Source organism: Kitasatospora sp. NPDC056327 (assembly GCF_042261735.1).
Classification (GTDB): Bacteria; Actinomycetota; Actinomycetes; order Streptomycetales; family Streptomycetaceae; genus Kitasatospora.
This window is the reverse complement of sequence record NZ_JBHJRC010000170.1, coordinates 1-18,034: the sequence shown is the minus strand read 5'-3', so window position 1 is coordinate 18,034 and position 18,034 is coordinate 1. Positions and strand designations below refer to the sequence as shown.

At 76.1% G+C, this 18,034-nt stretch carries 15 protein-coding genes; 10 read left to right on the top strand and 5 right to left on the bottom strand.

The window, feature by feature from the left end; translation table 11 throughout:
- Positions 1-104: 104 nt before the first annotated feature.
- Positions 105-1,883, bottom strand: a complete 1,779-nt coding sequence (locus tag ACFCX4_RS23190) for a glycoside hydrolase family 3 protein (RefSeq protein ID WP_376145375.1) — start codon at positions 1,881-1,883, stop codon at positions 105-107.
- Positions 1,880-2,635, bottom strand: a complete 756-nt coding sequence (locus ACFCX4_RS23185; protein WP_376145373.1) for a tyrosine-protein phosphatase — start codon at positions 2,633-2,635, stop codon at positions 1,880-1,882. The genes ACFCX4_RS23190 and ACFCX4_RS23185 overlap by 4 nt, the downstream gene beginning before the upstream one ends.
- Positions 2,636-2,812: 177 nt before the next feature.
- Here ACFCX4_RS23185 and ACFCX4_RS23180 point away from each other — a divergent pair, with 177 nt between their 5' ends.
- A complete protein-coding gene (locus ACFCX4_RS23180; protein ID WP_376145371.1) occupies positions 2,813-3,610 on the top strand; it encodes a GntR family transcriptional regulator in 798 nt (265 codons plus the stop codon).
- A 4-nt stretch (positions 3,611-3,614) separates the two neighbouring features.
- Here the strand turns inward: ACFCX4_RS23180 and ACFCX4_RS23175 are convergent, their stop codons facing one another.
- Positions 3,615-4,256, bottom strand: a complete 642-nt coding sequence (locus ACFCX4_RS23175; RefSeq protein WP_376145370.1) for a TetR family transcriptional regulator — start codon at positions 4,254-4,256, stop codon at positions 3,615-3,617.
- A 271-nt stretch (positions 4,257-4,527) separates the two neighbouring features.
- On the opposite strand from ACFCX4_RS23175, the gene ACFCX4_RS23170 reads away from it, so the two are divergent.
- The 7 genes from ACFCX4_RS23170 to ACFCX4_RS23140 all read left to right on the top strand — a co-directional run bounded on the left by ACFCX4_RS23170 (position 4,528) and on the right by ACFCX4_RS23140 (position 11,979).
- Positions 4,528-6,093: an ABC transporter substrate-binding protein gene (locus ACFCX4_RS23170; RefSeq protein WP_376145368.1), complete on the top strand. Its 1,566-nt coding sequence runs from the start codon at positions 4,528-4,530 to the stop codon at positions 6,091-6,093.
- Positions 6,090-7,058: an ABC transporter permease gene (locus ACFCX4_RS23165; protein WP_376145366.1), complete on the top strand. Its 969-nt coding sequence runs from the start codon at positions 6,090-6,092 to the stop codon at positions 7,056-7,058. The genes ACFCX4_RS23170 and ACFCX4_RS23165 overlap by 4 nt, the downstream gene beginning before the upstream one ends.
- Positions 7,045-7,899 (top strand): ABC transporter permease, encoded by an 855-nt coding sequence (locus ACFCX4_RS23160; RefSeq protein ID WP_376145364.1) that lies wholly within the window; start codon positions 7,045-7,047, stop codon positions 7,897-7,899. Before ACFCX4_RS23165 ends, ACFCX4_RS23160 begins: the two co-directional genes overlap by 14 nt.
- Entirely contained in the window at positions 7,896-8,900 is a 1,005-nt protein-coding gene (locus tag ACFCX4_RS23155) for an ABC transporter ATP-binding protein (protein ID WP_376145362.1), read from the top strand. The genes ACFCX4_RS23160 and ACFCX4_RS23155 overlap by 4 nt, the downstream gene beginning before the upstream one ends.
- Positions 8,897-9,913 carry an ABC transporter ATP-binding protein gene (locus ACFCX4_RS23150; protein WP_376145360.1) on the top strand — a complete coding sequence of 339 codons (1,017 nt, stop codon included), beginning with the start codon at positions 8,897-8,899 and terminating at the stop codon, positions 9,911-9,913. The genes ACFCX4_RS23155 and ACFCX4_RS23150 overlap by 4 nt, the downstream gene beginning before the upstream one ends.
- Positions 9,914-10,207: 294 nt before the next feature.
- Positions 10,208-11,329, top strand: coding sequence for a PucR family transcriptional regulator (locus ACFCX4_RS23145; protein WP_376145358.1), 1,122 nt, complete (start codon positions 10,208-10,210; stop codon positions 11,327-11,329).
- A 218-nt stretch (positions 11,330-11,547) separates the two neighbouring features.
- The gene (locus ACFCX4_RS23140) at positions 11,548-11,979 is read left to right on the top strand and encodes a hypothetical protein (RefSeq protein ID WP_376145356.1); all 432 of its coding nucleotides are present in this window, start codon (positions 11,548-11,550) and stop codon (positions 11,977-11,979) included.
- 80 nt (positions 11,980-12,059) lie between these two features.
- Here the strand turns inward: ACFCX4_RS23140 and ACFCX4_RS23135 are convergent, their stop codons facing one another.
- Both ACFCX4_RS23135 and ACFCX4_RS23130 read right to left on the bottom strand, forming a co-directional pair.
- The gene (locus tag ACFCX4_RS23135) at positions 12,060-13,748 is read right to left on the bottom strand and encodes an FAD-dependent oxidoreductase (RefSeq protein WP_376145354.1); all 1,689 of its coding nucleotides are present in this window, start codon (positions 13,746-13,748) and stop codon (positions 12,060-12,062) included.
- Positions 13,749-13,797: 49 nt separating this feature from the next.
- Positions 13,798-14,772: a diiron oxygenase gene (locus tag ACFCX4_RS23130; protein WP_376145352.1), complete on the bottom strand. Its 975-nt coding sequence runs from the start codon at positions 14,770-14,772 to the stop codon at positions 13,798-13,800.
- A gap of 206 nt (positions 14,773-14,978) precedes the next feature.
- Between ACFCX4_RS23130 and ACFCX4_RS23125 the strand changes: the two genes are divergently transcribed.
- Together ACFCX4_RS23125 and ACFCX4_RS23120 are read left to right on the top strand one after the other, a co-directional pair.
- The gene (locus ACFCX4_RS23125; RefSeq protein ID WP_376145350.1) at positions 14,979-17,504 is read left to right on the top strand and encodes a SpoIIE family protein phosphatase; all 2,526 of its coding nucleotides are present in this window, start codon (positions 14,979-14,981) and stop codon (positions 17,502-17,504) included.
- 166 nt (positions 17,505-17,670) lie between these two features.
- Positions 17,671-17,907, top strand: coding sequence for a chaplin (locus tag ACFCX4_RS23120; RefSeq protein WP_376145348.1), 237 nt, complete (start codon positions 17,671-17,673; stop codon positions 17,905-17,907).
- Positions 17,908-18,034 lie beyond the last annotated feature (127 nt).

Here is an 18,034-nt window from a genome sequence, read left to right as displayed (position 1 = left end):
GACCGGAGGTCGGCGTCCAGGGCTTCGGTGCCATGGGCATCAGCGAGTTCTACGGTGACACCGACGAGGCCGCCGCCCGCTCCCCCGGTTCCGCGCGGCGCGGCTCAGGCCGGGCGCGGGGCGGTGGGGTGGCCGCAGGGGAAGAGCGGGTCGGCGGTGTCGAAGGGCACGTCCTCGCGGGAGGCCTCGACGGCGGCGTCGGAGCGGGGCAGGTCGAACGGCAGGGTGCCGGTCATCGGGGCGCGGCCGAGCACCGCGTCCAGGACGACCTCGTCCGACGCGCCGAACTCGCCGACCAGCAGGGCCGCGTGGGGCGCGAGCGGGGTCAGCACGGCGGGGCGTTCGAGCAGGGCGACGACGGCGGTGGGGACGGTGCCGGCGAGCGCGGTGATCCGGGCCGCCTCCTCCGCTGCGAACTCCAGGGTGCCGGTGTGGAAGTGCTGCTCCAGCATCCCCTCGCGCTTCTCGTACGGCGTGGCGAGGCGGACGACGGCGACGTCGGCGTCCTCCGGGCGCTCGACGACGGTCCCGTAGCGGGCCGCCGTCCCGGCGTCCACGCCCTCGACGTAGATCCGCTCCCCGGTCAGCGGCCGGCCGGCGAGGCGGACCAGCGAGGCGGCCTGGACCCTGCGGCCGAGCGCGCGGCCGGCCGGGGCGCCGACCAGCGAGGCGGCGGCGTCGGCGTCCACGTACGGGTCGTCGAACAGGCCGAGGCGGAACTTGTCGCGCAGGATGCGGCGGACCGACTCGTCGAGGCGGGCCTCGGTGACGGCGCCGGAGCGGACCACGCCGAGGATCAGCCCGGGGTCGGTCTCGCCGCCGAGCTGGTCGGCCCCGGCGTGCAGGGTCATCGCGACCTGCTCGGGCACCGACAGCTCCTCGACGCCCCAGTGCCGCGGCGGCAGGCTGACGATGCCGGGGATCTCCATGCCGGTGATGGCGTTGAAGTCGGTGCACACCACGCCGTCGAAGCCGTACCTGCCGCGCAGCAGGCCGGTGATGACGTCGTGGTTGAAGTTGGCGCCGACCTCACTGAGCCCGGAGCCGGCCGGGATCGCGTAGGCGGGCATGATCTGCGCGGTGCCGGCCTCGAACGCGGCCTCGAAGGGGCGCAGGTGCCGCTCCAGGGCGCCGCCCGGGTAGACCAGGCTGCGGCCGGCCGCGAAGTGCGAGTCCTCGCCCTTGTGCTGCGGGCCGCCGCCGGGGAAGTGCTTGGTCATGCAGGCGACGCTGTCCGGCCCGATCCGCTCGCCCTGGAGGCCGCGGATGTAGGCGGCGATGATCCGGGAGACCCGCTCGGGGTCCTCGCCGAAGGTGCCGCTGATCCGGGCCCAGCGCGGCTCGGTGGCGAGGTCGGCCATCGGGTGGATGGCGACCCGGATGCCGACGGCGCGCAGTTCGCGGCCGATCAGCGCGGTGTACTCCTCGACCAGCTCCGGGTCGTCGGTGGCGCCGAGGCCGATCGGCTCGGGGCCGACCGAGAAGCCGCCGCCGGCGAAGGCGGTGGCGGGGTTGGTGGTGAAGCCGTGCCGGGGGTCGGAGGCGAGGGTGACCGGGATCCCGAGGCGGCCCGCGGCGGCGAGGTCCTGGACGTGGTTGTTCCACTCGGCCATCGCGCGGGCGTCGGGCACCATCGTCATGCCGAAGGAGGTGAGGCCGCGCTCGGTGATCAGGTGGTCGCCGGACGGGAAGGGGCCCGTGTTCCCGGCGATCATCCGGCCGACGAACATCTGCGCGGCCTTCTCCTCCAGGGTCATCCGGGAGAGGAGGTCCTCGACGCGCTCCTCGACGGGCAGCCGCGGGTCCTCGTAGGGCTCCATGGTGCCGTTGTGGTTGAGGTCGCGGAACGGCGTGCCGTCGGTGTGGTGCAGCAGGGCCCTCATGCCGTCACTCCGGCGGTGGTCGCGCCGGCGGCGGCCTTGGCCCGGAAGGCCTCGACGGTCGCGGCGTCCACCCCGCAGTGGGCGAGGAGGCCCTCGGTGCCGCCGTAGCGCGCGTCGACCAGCTCCAGGAAGGCGGCCATGGCGCCGGCCGGGGCCTCCAGCAGCGGGCGGGGAACGGTCAGCGAGCCCGCGTGGTAGTCGTTCAGGGCGGCGCGGTTGCGCTCGGCCAGGCCCTCGAAGATCTGCGGCAGCGCCGCGGTGGTGCGGTGGTAGTCGGCGACGATCTCCTCGGCGGGGACGCCGAGCAGGTCGAGCAGCAGGGCGGTCAGCCAGCCCGTGCGGTCCTTGCCGGCGGCGCAGTGCACCAGCAGGGCGCCGGGGCGGGCGGCGGCCTCGACGGCGAGCTTCACCGCCTCGGGGGCGGACTCGGCCATCAGCAGGTAGAAGAGGCCGAGGTCCGCGTCGGTGGCCATGTCCTTCATGGCGGCCTCCAGCCCGGGACCGGTGGGCTGGACGCGGGCGGCGACCACCTCGATGCCGGCGGCCCGGGACCGCGCCCAGTCGGCGTCCTCGCACTCGGAGTCGCCGCGCAGGTCGATGATCGTGCGGACGCCGGCGGCGTTCAGCTGCTCGACGATCGCGGCGTCGTCGGCCGGGTAGGGCTGGGCGGAGCGGTGGAGCACGCCCGGGCGGATCCAGCGGCCCTCCGGGTCGGCGAGGGCGGCGGGGTCGCGGAAGTTGACCAGGGTCATGGCGGGGCCTTTCGGTGGTGCGGGGGTGGGGGTGACGACTCGGAGGAGCGGGGAGGGCAGGACATCTAGACGTCTAGATGTCTACCCGGAGAGAGGGGTGCCGGGCAAGCGACACCGGGACGAACACCAGGACGACCGGGGACGGAAGCCGCCACCCGGCCCCGTAGGATCCGGCGCGTGGCGACGCACCGAACCGAGACACCGCTGTACCGCCGGCTGGCCCGGCAGCTCCAGGAGCGCATCGACGCCGGGACGTACCCGGCGGGCTCCCGGCTGCCCAGCGAGCCGGAGCTGAGCACCGAGTTCGGCGTCAACCGGCTGACCGTCCGGCAGGCGGTGGCCGAACTGGAGCGGGCCGCCGTGCTGGAGATCCGGCGCGGCGTCGGGACCTTCGTCCGTCCGCCGGCCGTGCGGGTGTCGATCGCGGTCGACCCGCGCAGCCAGCGGTTCGACCTCGGCAGCGTGCACAGCGGGCTGCCGCTCGACGCGGAAGCACCGGAGACGGCCGGGGACGGCGAGTTCGTGGTCGCCGCGCCGCCGGTGGCCGGCTCCGTCGAGGACGACGAGGCGGCCCGGCAGCTGGGGCGCGGCACCGAGGAGCTGTCCCGGGTGGACACGGTGATCAGGCTGGCCGGCCGGCCCCGGGTGGTGAGCAGCTACTGGGTGCCGTCCGGACCGCTGCCGGACGGGCTGCTGCGGCCGGGCCGCCCCGGCAACATGGTGCTCGACCTGGCCCGGGCGGCCGGGGTGGAACTGGAGTACGACTGGCGGGCGTTCGGCGCGATCGGCGCGGACCTCGCCGACGCGGAGCTGCTCGGGGTGCCGCCGGGCACCCCGCTGCTGGTCCGCGAGGGCGTCAGCTGCACGCCGGACGGCACGCCCGCGCTGTACGTGCGGCGGCGCATCGACGGCAGCAGCGCGCGGTTCGTGCTGCACTACCGCGAGCCGGGCGGCGGCCCGGGGCCCGCCCGGTAGACGCTCACCGGACGGCTCCGGCGGGCGCCGCCGGGGCGGGCGCCGCGTAGGCCACGAGCAGGCCCCGGAACGCCTCCACCCATTCCTCCAGCGGGCGCATGTCGTTGCCGTTGACGACCTGCCGCCGGGTCATGCCGGCCATCAGCGCCGCGAACGCCTGCGGCCGCAGGTCGGCCAGCGGGTCGACGTCCAGCCGCTCGGCCGCGATCGCCGCCGCCCGCTGGGAGAAGGTGTCGATCATGACCAGCGCGAAGTCGCGCACGCTGCGGATCCCGATGAACCGGCGCCGCAGCTCCCGGCGCCGCACGGTGTGCTCGGCCGGCTCCTCCAGGTGGCCGTCGACGGCGCCGCCGGCGTGCCGGAAGGCCTCCCAGAGCTCCAGCCCGCCGGGGGCGGCGGCGAAGGCGTCCAGGAAGGCGGTGCCGAAGTCCATCCCGAAGAGCAGCGCCTCCTTGCACTCGTAGTAGCGGAAGAAGGTCCGGTGGGCGACGTCGGCCCGGCGGCAGATCTGGTCCACCGTGGTGCCCTCGAAGCCCTGCTCCTCGAAGAGGTCGAGCCCCGCCGTGCGGATGGCCTGCCTGGTCCGCGCCCGCTTCCGGTCACGCAGTCCGGGCTCCGCCACGGTGTCCGTCCCCTGCCCCTGCATACCCGCTCGCCCCTCCTCGGGCCCGCCCGTCGCGGGCACCGCGTTCGTCGACTGTCCGGCCGCACGCGGCCGTGGTCCGTACGCAATCACGCCCGGCAGGGCCCGCTCAAGCCGAGCGCCAAGTCGTCGACCGTTCGTCACATGAAGTTTGCACAACTGCCAATTGGCAGTTGTGCCACTTAAAAAAGGTGGTGTCCGTCGGCGTCCGGCACGGCCGGATCCACCGACCTCCCCCTCCGAAGAACCCTCTCCCCCGAAGCCACGAGGACCCATGAAGCGGCACACGCACGTTCTGGCATCCGCGGTCTGCACGGCCGCCCTCGCGCTCGGCGCCGGCGCCTGCTCGGCCTCCGACGACAACCTCGCCGGCGGATCCCCCGCGACCGGCTCGGCGCCCGCGGACGACGGCCCCGCCGTCGACGGCGGCACCCTGCGGATCGGCCTCGACCGTCCGTTCGCCAGGCTCGACCCGGCCGACTCCGGCCTCACCGCGATGCCGATGATGATCCTGGCGAACGCGCTCTACGACCCGCTGATGGTCAACGGCGACAACGGCACCGTCCAGCCCTACCTGGCCAAGGCGTTCACCCCCACCGCGGACGCCGCCGGCTGGACGCTGGAGCTGCGCGAGGGCGTCACCTTCAGCGACGGCAGGCCGCTCGACGCACAGGCCGTCGTCGACCACGTCAACCGCCTCGCCAAGCCCGAGGCCAAGTGCTCGTGCGCCGCCGACGCCGCCGTCATCGGCGCCATGACGGTGAACTCCCCGACCTCCGTCGCCTTCACCCTGAAGTCCCCGAACGCCGCCTTCCCCAGCCTGTTCACCCGGTCCCTCGGCTACGTCTCCGAGGCGCCCGCCGGGGACGGCACCCCGGCCGTCGGCTCCGGCCCCTACACCCTGGAGAGCGTGCAGCCGGGCGTCTCCGCCACCCTGGTGCGCAACCCCTCCTACTGGGGCGCCAAGGGCCACGCCGACAAGCTCGTCTACAAGGTGCTGCCCGACACCGACAGCCGCTACCAGTCGCTGCGCTCCGGCGACACCGACCTCGTCTGGACCGAGACCGCCGCCCAGTACCGGCAGGCCCCCGGCGACGGGCTGCGCACGGCCACCGGCCCCGGCTCCACCTCCACCGTGCTGATCAACACCAGGGCCGCCCCCTTCGACGACGTGCGGGTGCGCCGGGCGCTGCAGTACGCGGTGGACCGCGCGGCCGTCGAGAAGATCGTCCACCTCGACCAGGGCAGGCTCTCCGACGGCCCGATCGGCTCCGCCTCCCCCTACCGCGGCACCGCCGCCTACCCGGCGAAGGACCCGGCCCGGGCCCGCGCCCTGCTCGCCGAGGCCGGCCACTCCGACCTCTCCTTCGAGTACCTCGTGGACAGCCGGCCCGAGGGCCAGCAGCGCGCCACCGTGCTCCAGCAGATGTTCGCCGACATCGGCGTGCGGATGACCATCAAGCCGCTGGACCAGGCGAGCCTGGGCACCGCGATGTACCAGCGCCAGTTCCAGGTCATGGACTTCGTCACCAGCATGTTCGGCGACACCGACACCGCGCTGGCCAACCTCTTCGGGCCGGACTCCCCCTACAACTTCTCCGGCTGGACCAACGCCGAGGCCGGACAGGCGATCGCCGCCGGGCGCGCCACCGTCGACCCGGCCCGGCGGGCCCTCGCCTACCAGAAGGCCGCGCAGGCGGTCGTCGACGAGGCGCCGGTCCTCTTCCTCACCGAGAACCCGGTCGGCTTCCTGGCCTCGGCCAGGACCGGCGGCCTGCCCGACCTCTCCGGGCGGACCGTCGTCAACGTCTCCCCGGCCGGGCTCTGGGTGAAGAAGTGACGCCCGCGCTCCGAACCGCGGGGCGGGCCGCGGGACAGCTCGGCCGGGCCGCCGCGGTGCTCCTGCTGGTCACCGTCGCGGCGCTCTCGTTCCCGAAGCTGATGCCCGGCTCCCCCGCCCTGGCCGCGCTCGGCCCCACCGCCACGCCCGAGCAGGTCGCCGCCTACGAGGCGAAGCTGGGGCTGGACGAGAACGTGTTCGCCGCCACCTGGCGCTGGCTCGGCGACGCCCTCCACGGCGACCTCGGCCACTCCCTCTCCAACGGCGTCGCGGTCACCACCGAGCTCGCCGACCGGATCCCGGTCACCCTCGAACTCTTCGTCGCCGCCCAGGTGGTGGCGATCGGTCTGGCCCTGCCGGTCGCGCTCTGGTCGGCCTGGCGGCCGGGCGGCGCGGTCGACCGGATCGCCACCGCCGGCGCGTTCGTCTGGCTCGCCGTGCCCGGCTTCGTGCTCGGCCTGCTGCTGATCTGGCTCGCCGCCGTCCAGCTGCGGATCCTGCCGGCCACCGGCTGGACCCCGTTCACCGAGAACCCGCTGGAGAACCTGCGCCACCTGGTGCTGCCCGCGCTCACCCTCGGCCTCACCGAGGCCGCGGTGTTCACCCGCACCCTGCGCGGCCAGCTGCTGGAGACCCTCGACCAGACCTACGTCGCCGCCGCCCGCAGCCGCGGCATGGGCACCGTGCGGCTGCTGCTGCGCCGCACCCTTCGGCCCTCCTCGCTGCCGCTGGTCACCCTCGTCGGCATCGGCGTCGGGACGTCGCTCGGCGGCTCGGTGCTGGTCGAGTCGCTGTTCGCGGTGCCCGGCGTCGGCACCCTGGTCTCCGGGGCGATCAACGGCCGCGACTTCCCGGTGGTGCAGGGCGTGGTGGTGGTCAGCGCCGTCGCCGTGGTGGCGGCCACCTTCGCCGTGGACCTGCTGTACCGCACGATCGACCCGAGGATCGCCGATGAGCGTCGCTGAGACCGTTCCGACCCGCGCGCCGCGCAAGGCAGCGGCGCGGCGCCGCCCGCCCGCCGGGGTCCTGGCCGCCTGCACCTGGCTGGCCGTCGTCGTGACCGCCGCCGTGTTGTTCCCGCTGCTGCCCGGCTTCGACCCGCTGCGCGGCGACTTCGCCAACCCGTCCGCCGCGCCCGGCCCCGGCCACTGGCTGGGCACCGACGCCGCCGGGCGCGACGTCCTCCAGCGGACCGTGGCCGGGGCCCGGGCCTCGTTCTCCGTCGCCGGGCTGACCATCGCGGTCGGCCTGCTCGGCGGCGGGGCGCTCGGCCTGGCGGCGGGCTGGTTCCGCGGGCCGGTCGACAGGCTGATCGGCTTCGCCACCGATCTGCTGATGTCCGTCCCCACCCTGATCCTGGTGATGATCGCGGTCTCGCTGCGGGGGCCCGGCCTGACCGTGATCGGCGCCCTGATCGGCCTGTTCACCGTCCCGCACTTCACCCGGGTGGTGCGCGCGGTGGTGCTCTCGCTCGGCGAGCGCGGCTTCGTCCAGGCCGCCCGGATGATCGGCACCGCGCCGCTGCGCATCCTGCGCCGCGAGGTGGTGCCGCACGTCGCCCCCGTCGCGCTGACCTTCGCGTTCACCGCCACCACCGTCTCCATCGTCGCCGAGGGCTCGCTCAGCTTCCTCGGCTTCGGGCTGCGCCCGCCGGAGCCGTCCTGGGGCGGCATCATCGCCGAGGGCCGGACCACCCTCGGCAGCGCCCCGTGGATCTCGCTCGCCCCGGCGGCGGTGCTCTGCCTGACCGTCCTCGCCCTCAACTACCTGGGCGAACACCTGCGTTCGAAGGGAGGGCGAGGATGACCCCGGTCCTGGAGGTCCGTTCGCTCGACACCACCCTGCACACCCCCGACGGCCGGGACCTGCACGTGCTGCACGGCGTCGGCCTCACCATCGACGCGGGCGAGTGCCTCGGCGTCGTCGGCGAGTCCGGCTCCGGCAAGTCCGTGCTGGCCCGCACCGTGCTCGGCGTCCACCCGCGCACCACCCGGGCCACCGCCACCGGCTCGGTCCTGCTGAACGGCGAGGAGCTGCTGACCGCCACCGCCGCCCGGCGCGCCGAACTCCTCGGCACCGGCGTCGCGATGGTCCACCAGGATCCGATGACCTCGCTCAACCCGGTCGTCCGGATCGCCGACCAGGTCACCGAGTCGCTCACCAACCGGCGCCGGATCCCCCGCCGCGAACGGCTGCGCACCGCCGCCGAACTGCTCGCCGCCGTCGACGTCCCCGACCCGGCCCGGCGCGCCCGCGCCTACCCGCACGAACTGTCCGGCGGACTGCGCCAGCGGGTCGGCATCGCCGCCGCGCTGGCCGGCTCCCCCGCGCTGCTGCTCGCCGACGAACCCACCACCGCGCTCGACGTCACGGTCCAGCGCACCGTGCTGGACCTGCTCGACCGGCACCGCGAGACCCGTGGCCTGGCGACCCTGCTGATCACCCACGACATCGGTCTGCTCTACGGCCGGGCCCGCCGGATCGCCGTCATGTACGGCGGCCGGATCGTCGAGACCGGCCCCACCGAGGAGGTCACCGGGAACCCCGCCCACCCGTACACCGCCGCGCTGCTGCGCTCGGTGCCCCGGGTCACCGGGCCGCTGCGGCGCACCCTGCCCGCCGTGGCCGGCTCGCCGCCGGACCTCTCGCGGCCGGACCCCGGCTGCCCGTTCGCACCGCGCTGCGAGCGCGCCCGGTCCGTCTGCTCGACCGACGCGCCGCCGGTGCACCGGGCCGCGGCCGGGCACACCGCCGTCTGCCACTTCCCGCTCGCGCCCGCCGCCCCGGTCGAGGAGACCGCCGCATGACCCCCACCGCGAAGTCCCCCGAAGCGGCCGCCGTCCCCGCGCCCGGGGCCGGGGCGTCCCCCGTCGTGCTGCGGGCCACCGGACTGTCCGTGGTCCACCGCACCCGCTCCGGCCCGCTGCACGCCGTCAGCGGCGTCGACGTGACCCTGCACGAACGCCGCACCCTCGCCCTGGTCGGCGAGTCCGGCTCGGGCAAGAGCAGCATCGCCAAGGCCCTGCTGCGGCTGCCGCCGCCCACCACCGGCACCGTCACCCTGGACGGCACCGACCTCGCCGCGCTCGCCCCGCGCGCCCTGCGGGCGGTGCGTCCCCGGCTGCAGATGGTGTTCCAGGACCCGGTGTCCTCGCTCAACCCGCGCCGCACCGTCCGCGACCTGGTCGCCGAGCCGCTGGACGCCCACCCGGACCCGGCGGTGGACCGCGCGGCCGTGGTCACCGAGCAGCTGGAGGCGGTCGGCCTGCCGGTCGCGCTGTTCGGCGACCGCCGCCCCGCCCAGCTCTCCGGCGGTCAGGCCCAGCGGGTGGCCATCGCCCGCGCGCTCGCCGCCCGGCCGCGGGTGCTGATCGCCGACGAGGCCGTCTCCGCCCTCGACGTCTCCGCCCAGGCGACCGTCCTCAACCTGCTGCGCCGGCTCACCGAGGAGCGCGGTCTGGCGAGCCTGTTCATCTCCCACAACCTCGGGGTGGTGCGCGCCGTCAGCGACGACATCGCGGTGCTCCACCTCGGGAGGCTCTGCGAGCAGGGGCCCACCGAGGAGGTGCTCGCCGCCCCCGCCCACCCGTACACCGCCGCGCTGCTCGCGGCCGTCCCGGAGCCCGGGCGGCCGCTCGGCGCGACCGGGCTGCTGCCGGCCGACCCGCCGTCCCCGCTCGACCCGCCGTCCGGCTGCCGGTTCCGCACCCGCTGCCCGTTCGCCGACGAGCGCTGCGCGGCCGAGGTGCCGGCGCTGCGGGAGGCGGGGGCCGGGCGGACCGTCGCCTGCCACCGGCCGCTGACGCCGGAGGGTGCGTAGCGGGCCGGTCCGGCGCCGCCCGGGCACTCCCCGGGCCCTCCTCCGGCGGCCGGCCGCGGCGTTCTCCCCCGGGGTCTCCCGGCGGGCCCCGGGGCCGGCCGGGCGGAAGCCGGGACGGCCGCGGCGCCGACCCGGTAGCATGCCCCGCCTGAGCAGCCGACAACCCGGCCGGCGGTGTCCCACCGGCGACCGGACCGACCGGCTGACCAGCGGAAAGACCGATCGGCCGGCCCGCGGGAACACCTGCGGGCCGGACCACAGCAAGGGACCGGGGCGGGACGCGAGGACATGACGGTGGCCAACGGAACAGGCGCGGCCGACATCCCCAACGAGCTGTCCCACCACTGTCTGGACCTGCTCACCGACGTCTCCCGCACCGGCCGCCTGCTGCGCCGCGCCGAACTGGAGCGGCTGCGCGACCTCGGCGAGCGCGGCGCCGAGGCCGGCCACGGCCTGCGCGAACTGGTCGGCGGCTGCCTCGGCGCCACCCGCGCCGCCTGGCAGACGCTCCCCGGGGTCTCCGCGCTCACCGCCGCCGAACTGCGCCGCACCGGCGACGCCGTGCTCGCCGCCATCCAGGCCGCCCTCGGCGCCCTCGCCGAGGGTCACGAGCGCGCCCAGCGGATGGCCGTCCGTCAGGAGGAGGCCAACCGGCGCGAACTGGTCAACGACCTGCTGCACGGACGCTCCGACCTCGGCCGGCTCGCCGAGCGCGCCGAGCGGTTCGGCCTGCGGCTGGCCGCCGGGTACACCGTGGCGGTCGCCGTCGCCGCCGAACCGTACCTGGAGGGCGGGCCCGCCGCGCACCGGGTGCTGCGGGAGCTGACCGGCCGCTACGACGACCGCACCCTGCTGCTGGCCGTCCGGGACGGACGGCTGGTCTGCATCGTCTCCGACGGCGAGCTGGCCGTCCTCGGCACCTTCACCGACCTGGCCATGCGTCCCGGCCCCGGCTACCAGCCCGCCGAGCGGGTGGCCACCGGGCGCCGGCACGCCGGGACGGGCGGCATCGTGCGCAGCTACGAGGAGGCGCTCGGCGCGCTGGAGTACGCGGACCGGCTGGAGCTGCCGGCGAAGCGGCTGCGCGCCGAGGAGCTGCTGGTCTTCCCGGTGCTGATGCGGGACCGGGCCGCGATGGGCGACCTGGTGCGCACCGTGCTCGGTCCGCTCACCTCCGCGCGGGGCGGCGCCCGTCCGCTGATGGAGACCATCACCGTCCAGGCGGAGGCCGGGTACGTGAACGCGGAGACCGCCCGGCGGCTCGGCCTGAGCGTACGGGCGCTCGGTTACCGGCTGGAACGCATCCGTGACCTCACCGGTTACGACCCGGCGGACGCGCTGCACCGCTACACCCTGGAGACCGCCGTGATGGGTGCGCGCCTGCTCGACTGGCCCGACCAGCCGCTCCGCTCGTGAACGTTCCATATTGAACGTTTCAAGGGCCTGGGAGTTGCTTACCGTTACCGGATATTTTCAGGTGTCAAAACACCGTCAAGATTGCCGGATCCTGGCAGTGTGCGGAGGCAATCCGCCTGACAGGATCACCTCGGCGCCGGGGGTCCGGTGCCCAACGGGGAGCGGGGGGACGGGGCGGAATGCGGGGGAAATCGAAGGCCGCGCCAGGCTTTCCGACCTTGCTGGTGACCGCCGAGTACTGGCTGCTGGCGCTACTCGGCAGTCTGGGGGCCGACGCCGTGTCCGGGGGACACGGCGTAGGCCGCCCGGCCGGTCTGCGGGGCGCGCGCGCCGACGCGTCCCCCGCCGAGCCGGCACCCGCCGGGCCCGCGCCCGAGGACCTGCCGGACGACCTGCCCGGGGACCTCGGTGCCTGCGAGCCCTTCCCGCTGGTCGGCCGCGTCTGCGCGATCCTCCCGGGCGGCGCCACCGCCACCTCCGGCTGGGCCGAGGCCGCCACCGACGACGGCTCGCCCGCGCTCCTGCCGGTCCGCACCCCGCCCGGCGACCCCGTCATCCCGGCCGGGCGCACCGCGCTGCTGCACGCCCACGACCCGGTCACCGGCACGTACCTGGTGACCCCGCTGGACTTCTCCGTCCTGTTCAGCTGACGCCGCCGCCCGGTGCCGCACGGCGGGCCGGCCACACCCCGCCGGCGGCAGCGCACCGCGGCCCCGTCCCGGTGCCCGGCTCAGCGGCGCGCCGCGGCCAGCAGGGCGGGGACGGTGGAGAGTCTGACCCGGGGACGGCCGGCCGCCTCGCCCCGGGCGCGCTCGGCGCGGTCGATGGCGCGCAACTGGCGCAGGCCGAGCGCGTCGGGGCGGCGCGCTCGGACCAGCCGGTCGAAGGCCCTGCGGCCGCCGGCCGGGACGGGCAGCACGCCCGCCTCCGCGTCGTCCAGGAGGGCGTGCACGGTCTCCTCGGCGCAGACCCGGTTGGCACCGATGCCGCCGGAGGGCCCGCGCTTGGCCCAGCCGACCAGGTAGGTGCCGGGCAGCGGCCGACCGGTGGCCGGGTCGAGGACGCGCGCGCCGCTGCGCGGGACGGCGCCGGCCGCCTCGTCGAAGGGCAGGCCGGGGAGGGGAACGCCCCGGGTGCCGATCGAACGGACGACCAGCCCGGCGTGCAGCAGGCCGCCGTCGGCGAGCCGGACGGCCTCGACCCGTCCGCCGCCGAGGAGTTCGGCCGGCGCGGCGTGGAAACGCAGCACGATCCGCCGGCCCGGCCGGGGCGGCGCCGTGCCGTCCACCCGCACCAGCGGGAGGCCGGCGAGCAGGGCCTCGTGGGAGCCCCCGGCGGCCCCGGCCAGGGCGGCGCGGACCTCCGGGTGGTCGTCCACCACCACCTCCACGCCCGGGAGCCGGGTGAGGGCGAGGAACTCGGGCGCGGTCCACGCCGCCTGCCCGGGCCCGCGCCGGGCGAGCAGGACGACCTCCCGGACCCGGCTGCGCCGCAGCGCGGCGAGCGCGTGGTCGGCGATGTCGGTGCCGGCGAGCGCGTCCGGGCCGGTGAGCAGGATCCGGGCGATGTCGACCGCGACGTTGCCGTTGCCGACCACCACGGCCCGTTCGGCGCCCGCGCCCGTCCCGGCGTCCAGGGCGACGGCGCCGGCGGGCACCGTCGGCTCGGCGTTGTACCAGTGGACGAGGCGGACGGCGGGCAGGCTGCCGGGCAGGTCCTCGCCGGGCACGCCGAGCCGGCGGTCGGCGGCGGCCCCGACCGCGTACACCACCGCGTGGTGGTGGGCGGCGAGTTCGGCGTGCAGGAGGTCGGTGCCGACCTCGACGTTGAGGTGCAGCCGCACGCGCGGGTCGCGGAGGACGGCGGCGAAGCCCTCGGCGATCCGCCTGGTCGACCCGTGGTCCGGGGCGACGCCGTGGCGCAGCAGCCCGCCGGTCACCGGCAGCCGGTCGATCATGGTGATCTCCGCGCCGGTGGAGCGCAGCAGCGCCTGCGCGGTGTAGCCCGCGGACGGCCCGGTGCCGACGACGGCGACCCGCGGCGGGGCGGGGCGCCGGCGGGCGGCGCGGCCCGGCCGGCCGCCGGGGTCGAGCCCGACGGACAGGCTGCGGGGGAAGACGGGCGCGCCCCAGGCGTGGTCGGTGGGGTGGTCGCGGTACCAGTCCCGGCCGAGTCCGGCGTGGACGGCGCCGGGCCCGGCCGGCCGGTCGGCCGGGACGAGCGCGTCGACCGGGACGACCGCGTCGACCGGGCAGGCGTCCGCGCAGGCGCCGCAGTCGATGCAGGCGGCCGGGTCGACGTACAGCAGGTCGGTGCGGCCGAACTCCGGTTCGTCCGGGGTGGGGTGGATGCAGTTGACCGGGCAGACGGACACGCACGAGGCGTCGTTGCAGCAGGTCCGGGTGATCGCGTAGGCCATGGCGGGGGTGGGGTCCTCGCTGCTGGGGGCTCGGGGCCGGGGAAGGGGTTCAGAGCATGTGGATGCGCCGGTAGAGCGCGGTCGCGGGGCCGGTGAGCAGACCGTTCTCGGCGAGGAAGGCCATCAGGTGACGGCTGCTGGTGCGCATCATGGCCCGGCGGTGCCCACTGGCGCGGACCTCGGCGAGCGCCCGCGCGGTGTCCAGCCCGGCCGCCCCGTACACGGACGGGTGCACCATGCTGGTCACGATGACGAAGGCCCCGGCCGCGATGCCGAAGGCGGCGTTGCGGCGGCGCAAGGCGCCGGCCCCGCGCAGCCGGTCGCGGATCTCTTGGCGGGCGAACTTCATGTGCCGGGACTCCTCGACCACGTGGATCCGGGAGGTCCCGCGGACGATGCCGAGGACGTTCTCGCCGCGCATCCAGTCGCGCTGCATGACGTCCAGCACCTCCTCCGCCACCAGGATTCCGCCGTAGGCGAGTTCGCCGCGGGCGAGGGCCTTGAAGGCGCGCCCGGCCTGGGCGACCACCGGGTGGGGCCGGTACGCGGGGACACCCATCCGCTCGCAGGCGCGGGCGAACATGATCGAGTGCCGGCACTCGTCGGCGATCTCCGTGAGCGCGAAGCGGAACCCGGCCCCGGCGGGGTCCTTGAGGTACTGGTCGCGCAGCACCAGCTGCTGCAGGATCATCTCGAACCAGATGCCGGTGGTCATGATCGAGCCGACCTCGTGGCGGGTGAGGGTGACCCGCTGTTCCTCGGTCATCTCCGCCCAGAGCGCGGTGCCGTAGAGGGTGCTCCACTCGGGGTTGAGCCCGTAGTGCTCCGGCGGGAGCGGGGCGTCCCAGTCGATCTCGGTGGCCGGGTCGCAGGAGAGCGCCGCGGCGGAGCCGAGCAGCCGCCGGGCGACGTCCTCGCCCTCCGGGGTACCGGCCCGGGCGGTACCGGGGGCGCGATCGGGGCCGCGGCCGGACCGGGCCGGGGCGGGGGTGGGAGTGGGAGTGGGTTCGGCCGGGTGGGCCATGGCTGCCTCCGTCAGGTGCGTGGCCTGTGCGGGGAGCCCGCCCGCCCCGCTTGTTGACGGAGATTACAATAAGAGCGGGCGCCCGAGAACCCCCCGCGCACCGCCTCCTCGCCGCCGCCCGCCGGGCGTGACTGGCGGGCTCGCCGGGCCGGGGGATGATGGAGAGGTCGCGGCAGTGATCCCGCCGACGGAGAGGAGCGGACCGGATGGACACGGCGGACGCCCTGCACCGCGGCCGATCCCCCTTCGTCGTCAACGCCGTCGGAGCCCTGCTCGACGCGGACGGCCGCATCGTCCGCTGGACCCCGGAGGCGGAACGGCTGCTCGCGCTGAGCGCCGCCCAGGTCCACGGCCGCCGGGTGCACGACCTGCTCGACGACCCCGGGCAGTGGCCCGCGATGTCCGAGCTCAGCGAAGGCCAGCGCACCGAGGGCTGGTCCGGCGAGGCGGTGCTGCGCTCCGGACGGGGCGAACGGCTCTCGCTCTCCTACCAGGTCCTGCCGCTGGACGGCGACCCGCCGTCCGGCGCCGACCGCACCGCCGTCCCCCGGTACTTCGTGCTCGCCGCCCCCACCCCGCAGATCGCCCGCTCCCGCCAGGACCAGGCGTTCACCCGCGAGCTCTTCCTCCAGGACCGGGTCGGCCTGGCCGTCTTCGACGAGCGGCTGCGCCTGGTGCGCACCAACACCCATCTGCTCCCCTACAGCGGCCTCCCGCCGGACCTGCGCGGGCGGCGCCTCGGCGACTTCCTCCAGCCGCAGGACGCCGCCGCCGTCGAACGCGGGCTGCGCGACGTGCTGCGCACCGGCCGGCCGCTGATCGGCGCGGAGGAGATCGTCCGCACCATCGAGGACCCGGCCGGCGGCGCGGTGATGGCGATCTCCGCGTTCCGGCTGGCGGCCCCCGACGGACAGGTCATCGGGGTGACCGCGCTGTTCACCGACGTCACCGAGCTGCACCGGTCCGGCGAACGGCTCGCCCTGCTGCACCGGGCCACCGCGGCCGTCGGCGGCTCGCTGTCGGTCACCGCGACGGCGGAGGAGCTGGCCACCGTCCTGGCCGCTCCCGCCGAGGGGGCCGCGGGCGCGCAGGCGGACGGCGGCGCCGTCCCGGGGCTCGCCGACCTGGCCGTGGTCGACGTGGCCGAGGCGGTGTTCACCGGCGGCGAGGCCGCCCCCGGGCGGGACGGCCTGGTGCCGCTGCGCCGCGCCGCCGTCGCCACCGCCGGCCCCGGCCCCGACGCCCCGCCCACCGGCGCGACCGTGCGCGCCGACCCCGCCGAACCGGGCTCCCGCACCGAGGCCCCCGCCGCGATGAGCGTCCCGCTGCGGGCCGGCGGCATGCTGCTCGGCCGGGTGACCGTGCGACGGGCCCCGCACCGGCCGCCGTACCTGCCGGCCGACCAGGAACTGCTGCGCGAGATCGCCGACCGCGCCGCCCTCGCGCTGGACAACGCCCGCCGCTACGCCCGCGAGCACCGCGCCGCCGTCGGCCTCCAGCGCAGCCTGCTGCCGCCCTCGCAGGCCGAGACCACCGCCGTCTCCACCGCGAGCGTCTACCTGCCGACCGACACCGCCAGTGGGATCGGCGGCGACTGGTTCGACGTGATCCCGCTGTCCTCCGCCCGGGTCGCGCTGGTCGCGGGGGACGTGGTCGGGCACGGGCTGGCCGCCAGCGCCACCATGGGCCGGCTGCGCACCGCCGTCCGGACGCTGGCCGACCTCGACCTGGAGCCGGACGAGCTGCTGGTGCACCTCGACGACCTGGTCGCCCAGCTGATGGTGGAGGCCGAACGCCCCGACGAGGACGGCATCGACGCGGGTACGGGCGCCATGGACGGCCCGGACGCGGCCTCGCTGCCCCCGGTGGGCCACGGCGTGTGGACCGAGGCGGGCCCGGAGGGGGCGGACGAGCAGCAGACCGTGCCGTTCGGCGCCACCTGCGTGTACGCGGTGTACGACCCGGTGTCCCGGCGCTGCGCGATGGCCTCCGCCGGGCACCCGCCGCCCGCCGTCGCGACACCGGACGGCCGGGTGACCTACGTGCAGGTCCGGCCGGGCCCGCCGCTCGGCGTGAGCGGGCTCCCGTTCGAGGTCACCGAGGTCGAACTGGAACCCGGCAGCCTGCTCGCGCTCTACACGGACGGCCTGCTCCTGGGGTACGCGGACGACCTGGAGGAGGGCATGGACGAGCTGGCCCACCGGCTCGGCGCCGCGGCCTCCCCGCCGGACGGGGCGGTCACCCCGGCCGGAGCCCCGCTGCGCGAGCTCGGCCGGGACCTGGTCGCCGACCTCCCCGCCCACCGGCTCACCGACGACGTCACCCTGCTGCTGGCCCGCACCCGGGAGGTCCCGGCCGAGGCCACCGCGGGGTGGACGCTGGACGCGGACCCGGCGGGGGTCGCCCGGGTCCGCGAGGCCGCGAGCGAGCAGCTGCGGACCTGGGGGCTGGAGGAGCTGATGTTCACCACCGAGCTGGTGCTGAGCGAGCTGGTCACCAACGCGATCCGCTACGCGGGCGGCCCGGTCGGCGTGCGGCTGATCCTCGCCGAGCGGCTGACCTGCGAGGTCTCCGACCCCAGCGCCACCCAGCCCCGGATGCGCCGGGCCCGCCTCACCGACGAGGGCGGCCGGGGGCTCTACCTGGTCGCCCAGCTCACCACCCGCTGGGGCAGCCGCTACACCCGGCAGGGCAAGACCATCTGGGCCGAGCAGGACCTCCCGGCCGACTGAGGCCCCGGGCGGACGGGGGCTGTGCGGGTACGCAGCGGCGCGCGCGGACGCGCGGGGGCACGAGCGGGCGGGGACACGCCCCCGATCCGCCCAATGCGCGGGGATCCCGGCACTCCACCGGTGTGATTGGTGCTCTGATCTGCCAACCCCATCTTCAAGGAGAGACATGCGCACTCGCACCGCCCTCGCCGCCGGCGTCCTCGCGTCGGCCGCCCTGCTGGCGGGCGCCGGCACCGCCGCCGCCGACTCCGTCGCCCACGGCGTGGCCGCGAACTCCCCCGGTGTCCTGTCCGGCAACCAGATCCAGATCCCGGTGCACATCCCGATCAACATCTGCGGCAACTCGATCAACATCCTCGGGGCGCTCAACCCGGCCTTCGGCAACACCTGCATCAACAAGTGAGCCACCGGCCGTAACCCCGGCCTCCCGGCACACCGGCGCGGGCCCGTCCACCCGGACTCGGCGGAGACGGCCGACATCGTCTCCAGCGCCGTGTCGGGGACGGGCAGCAGGTGCGCGTCGACCCAGG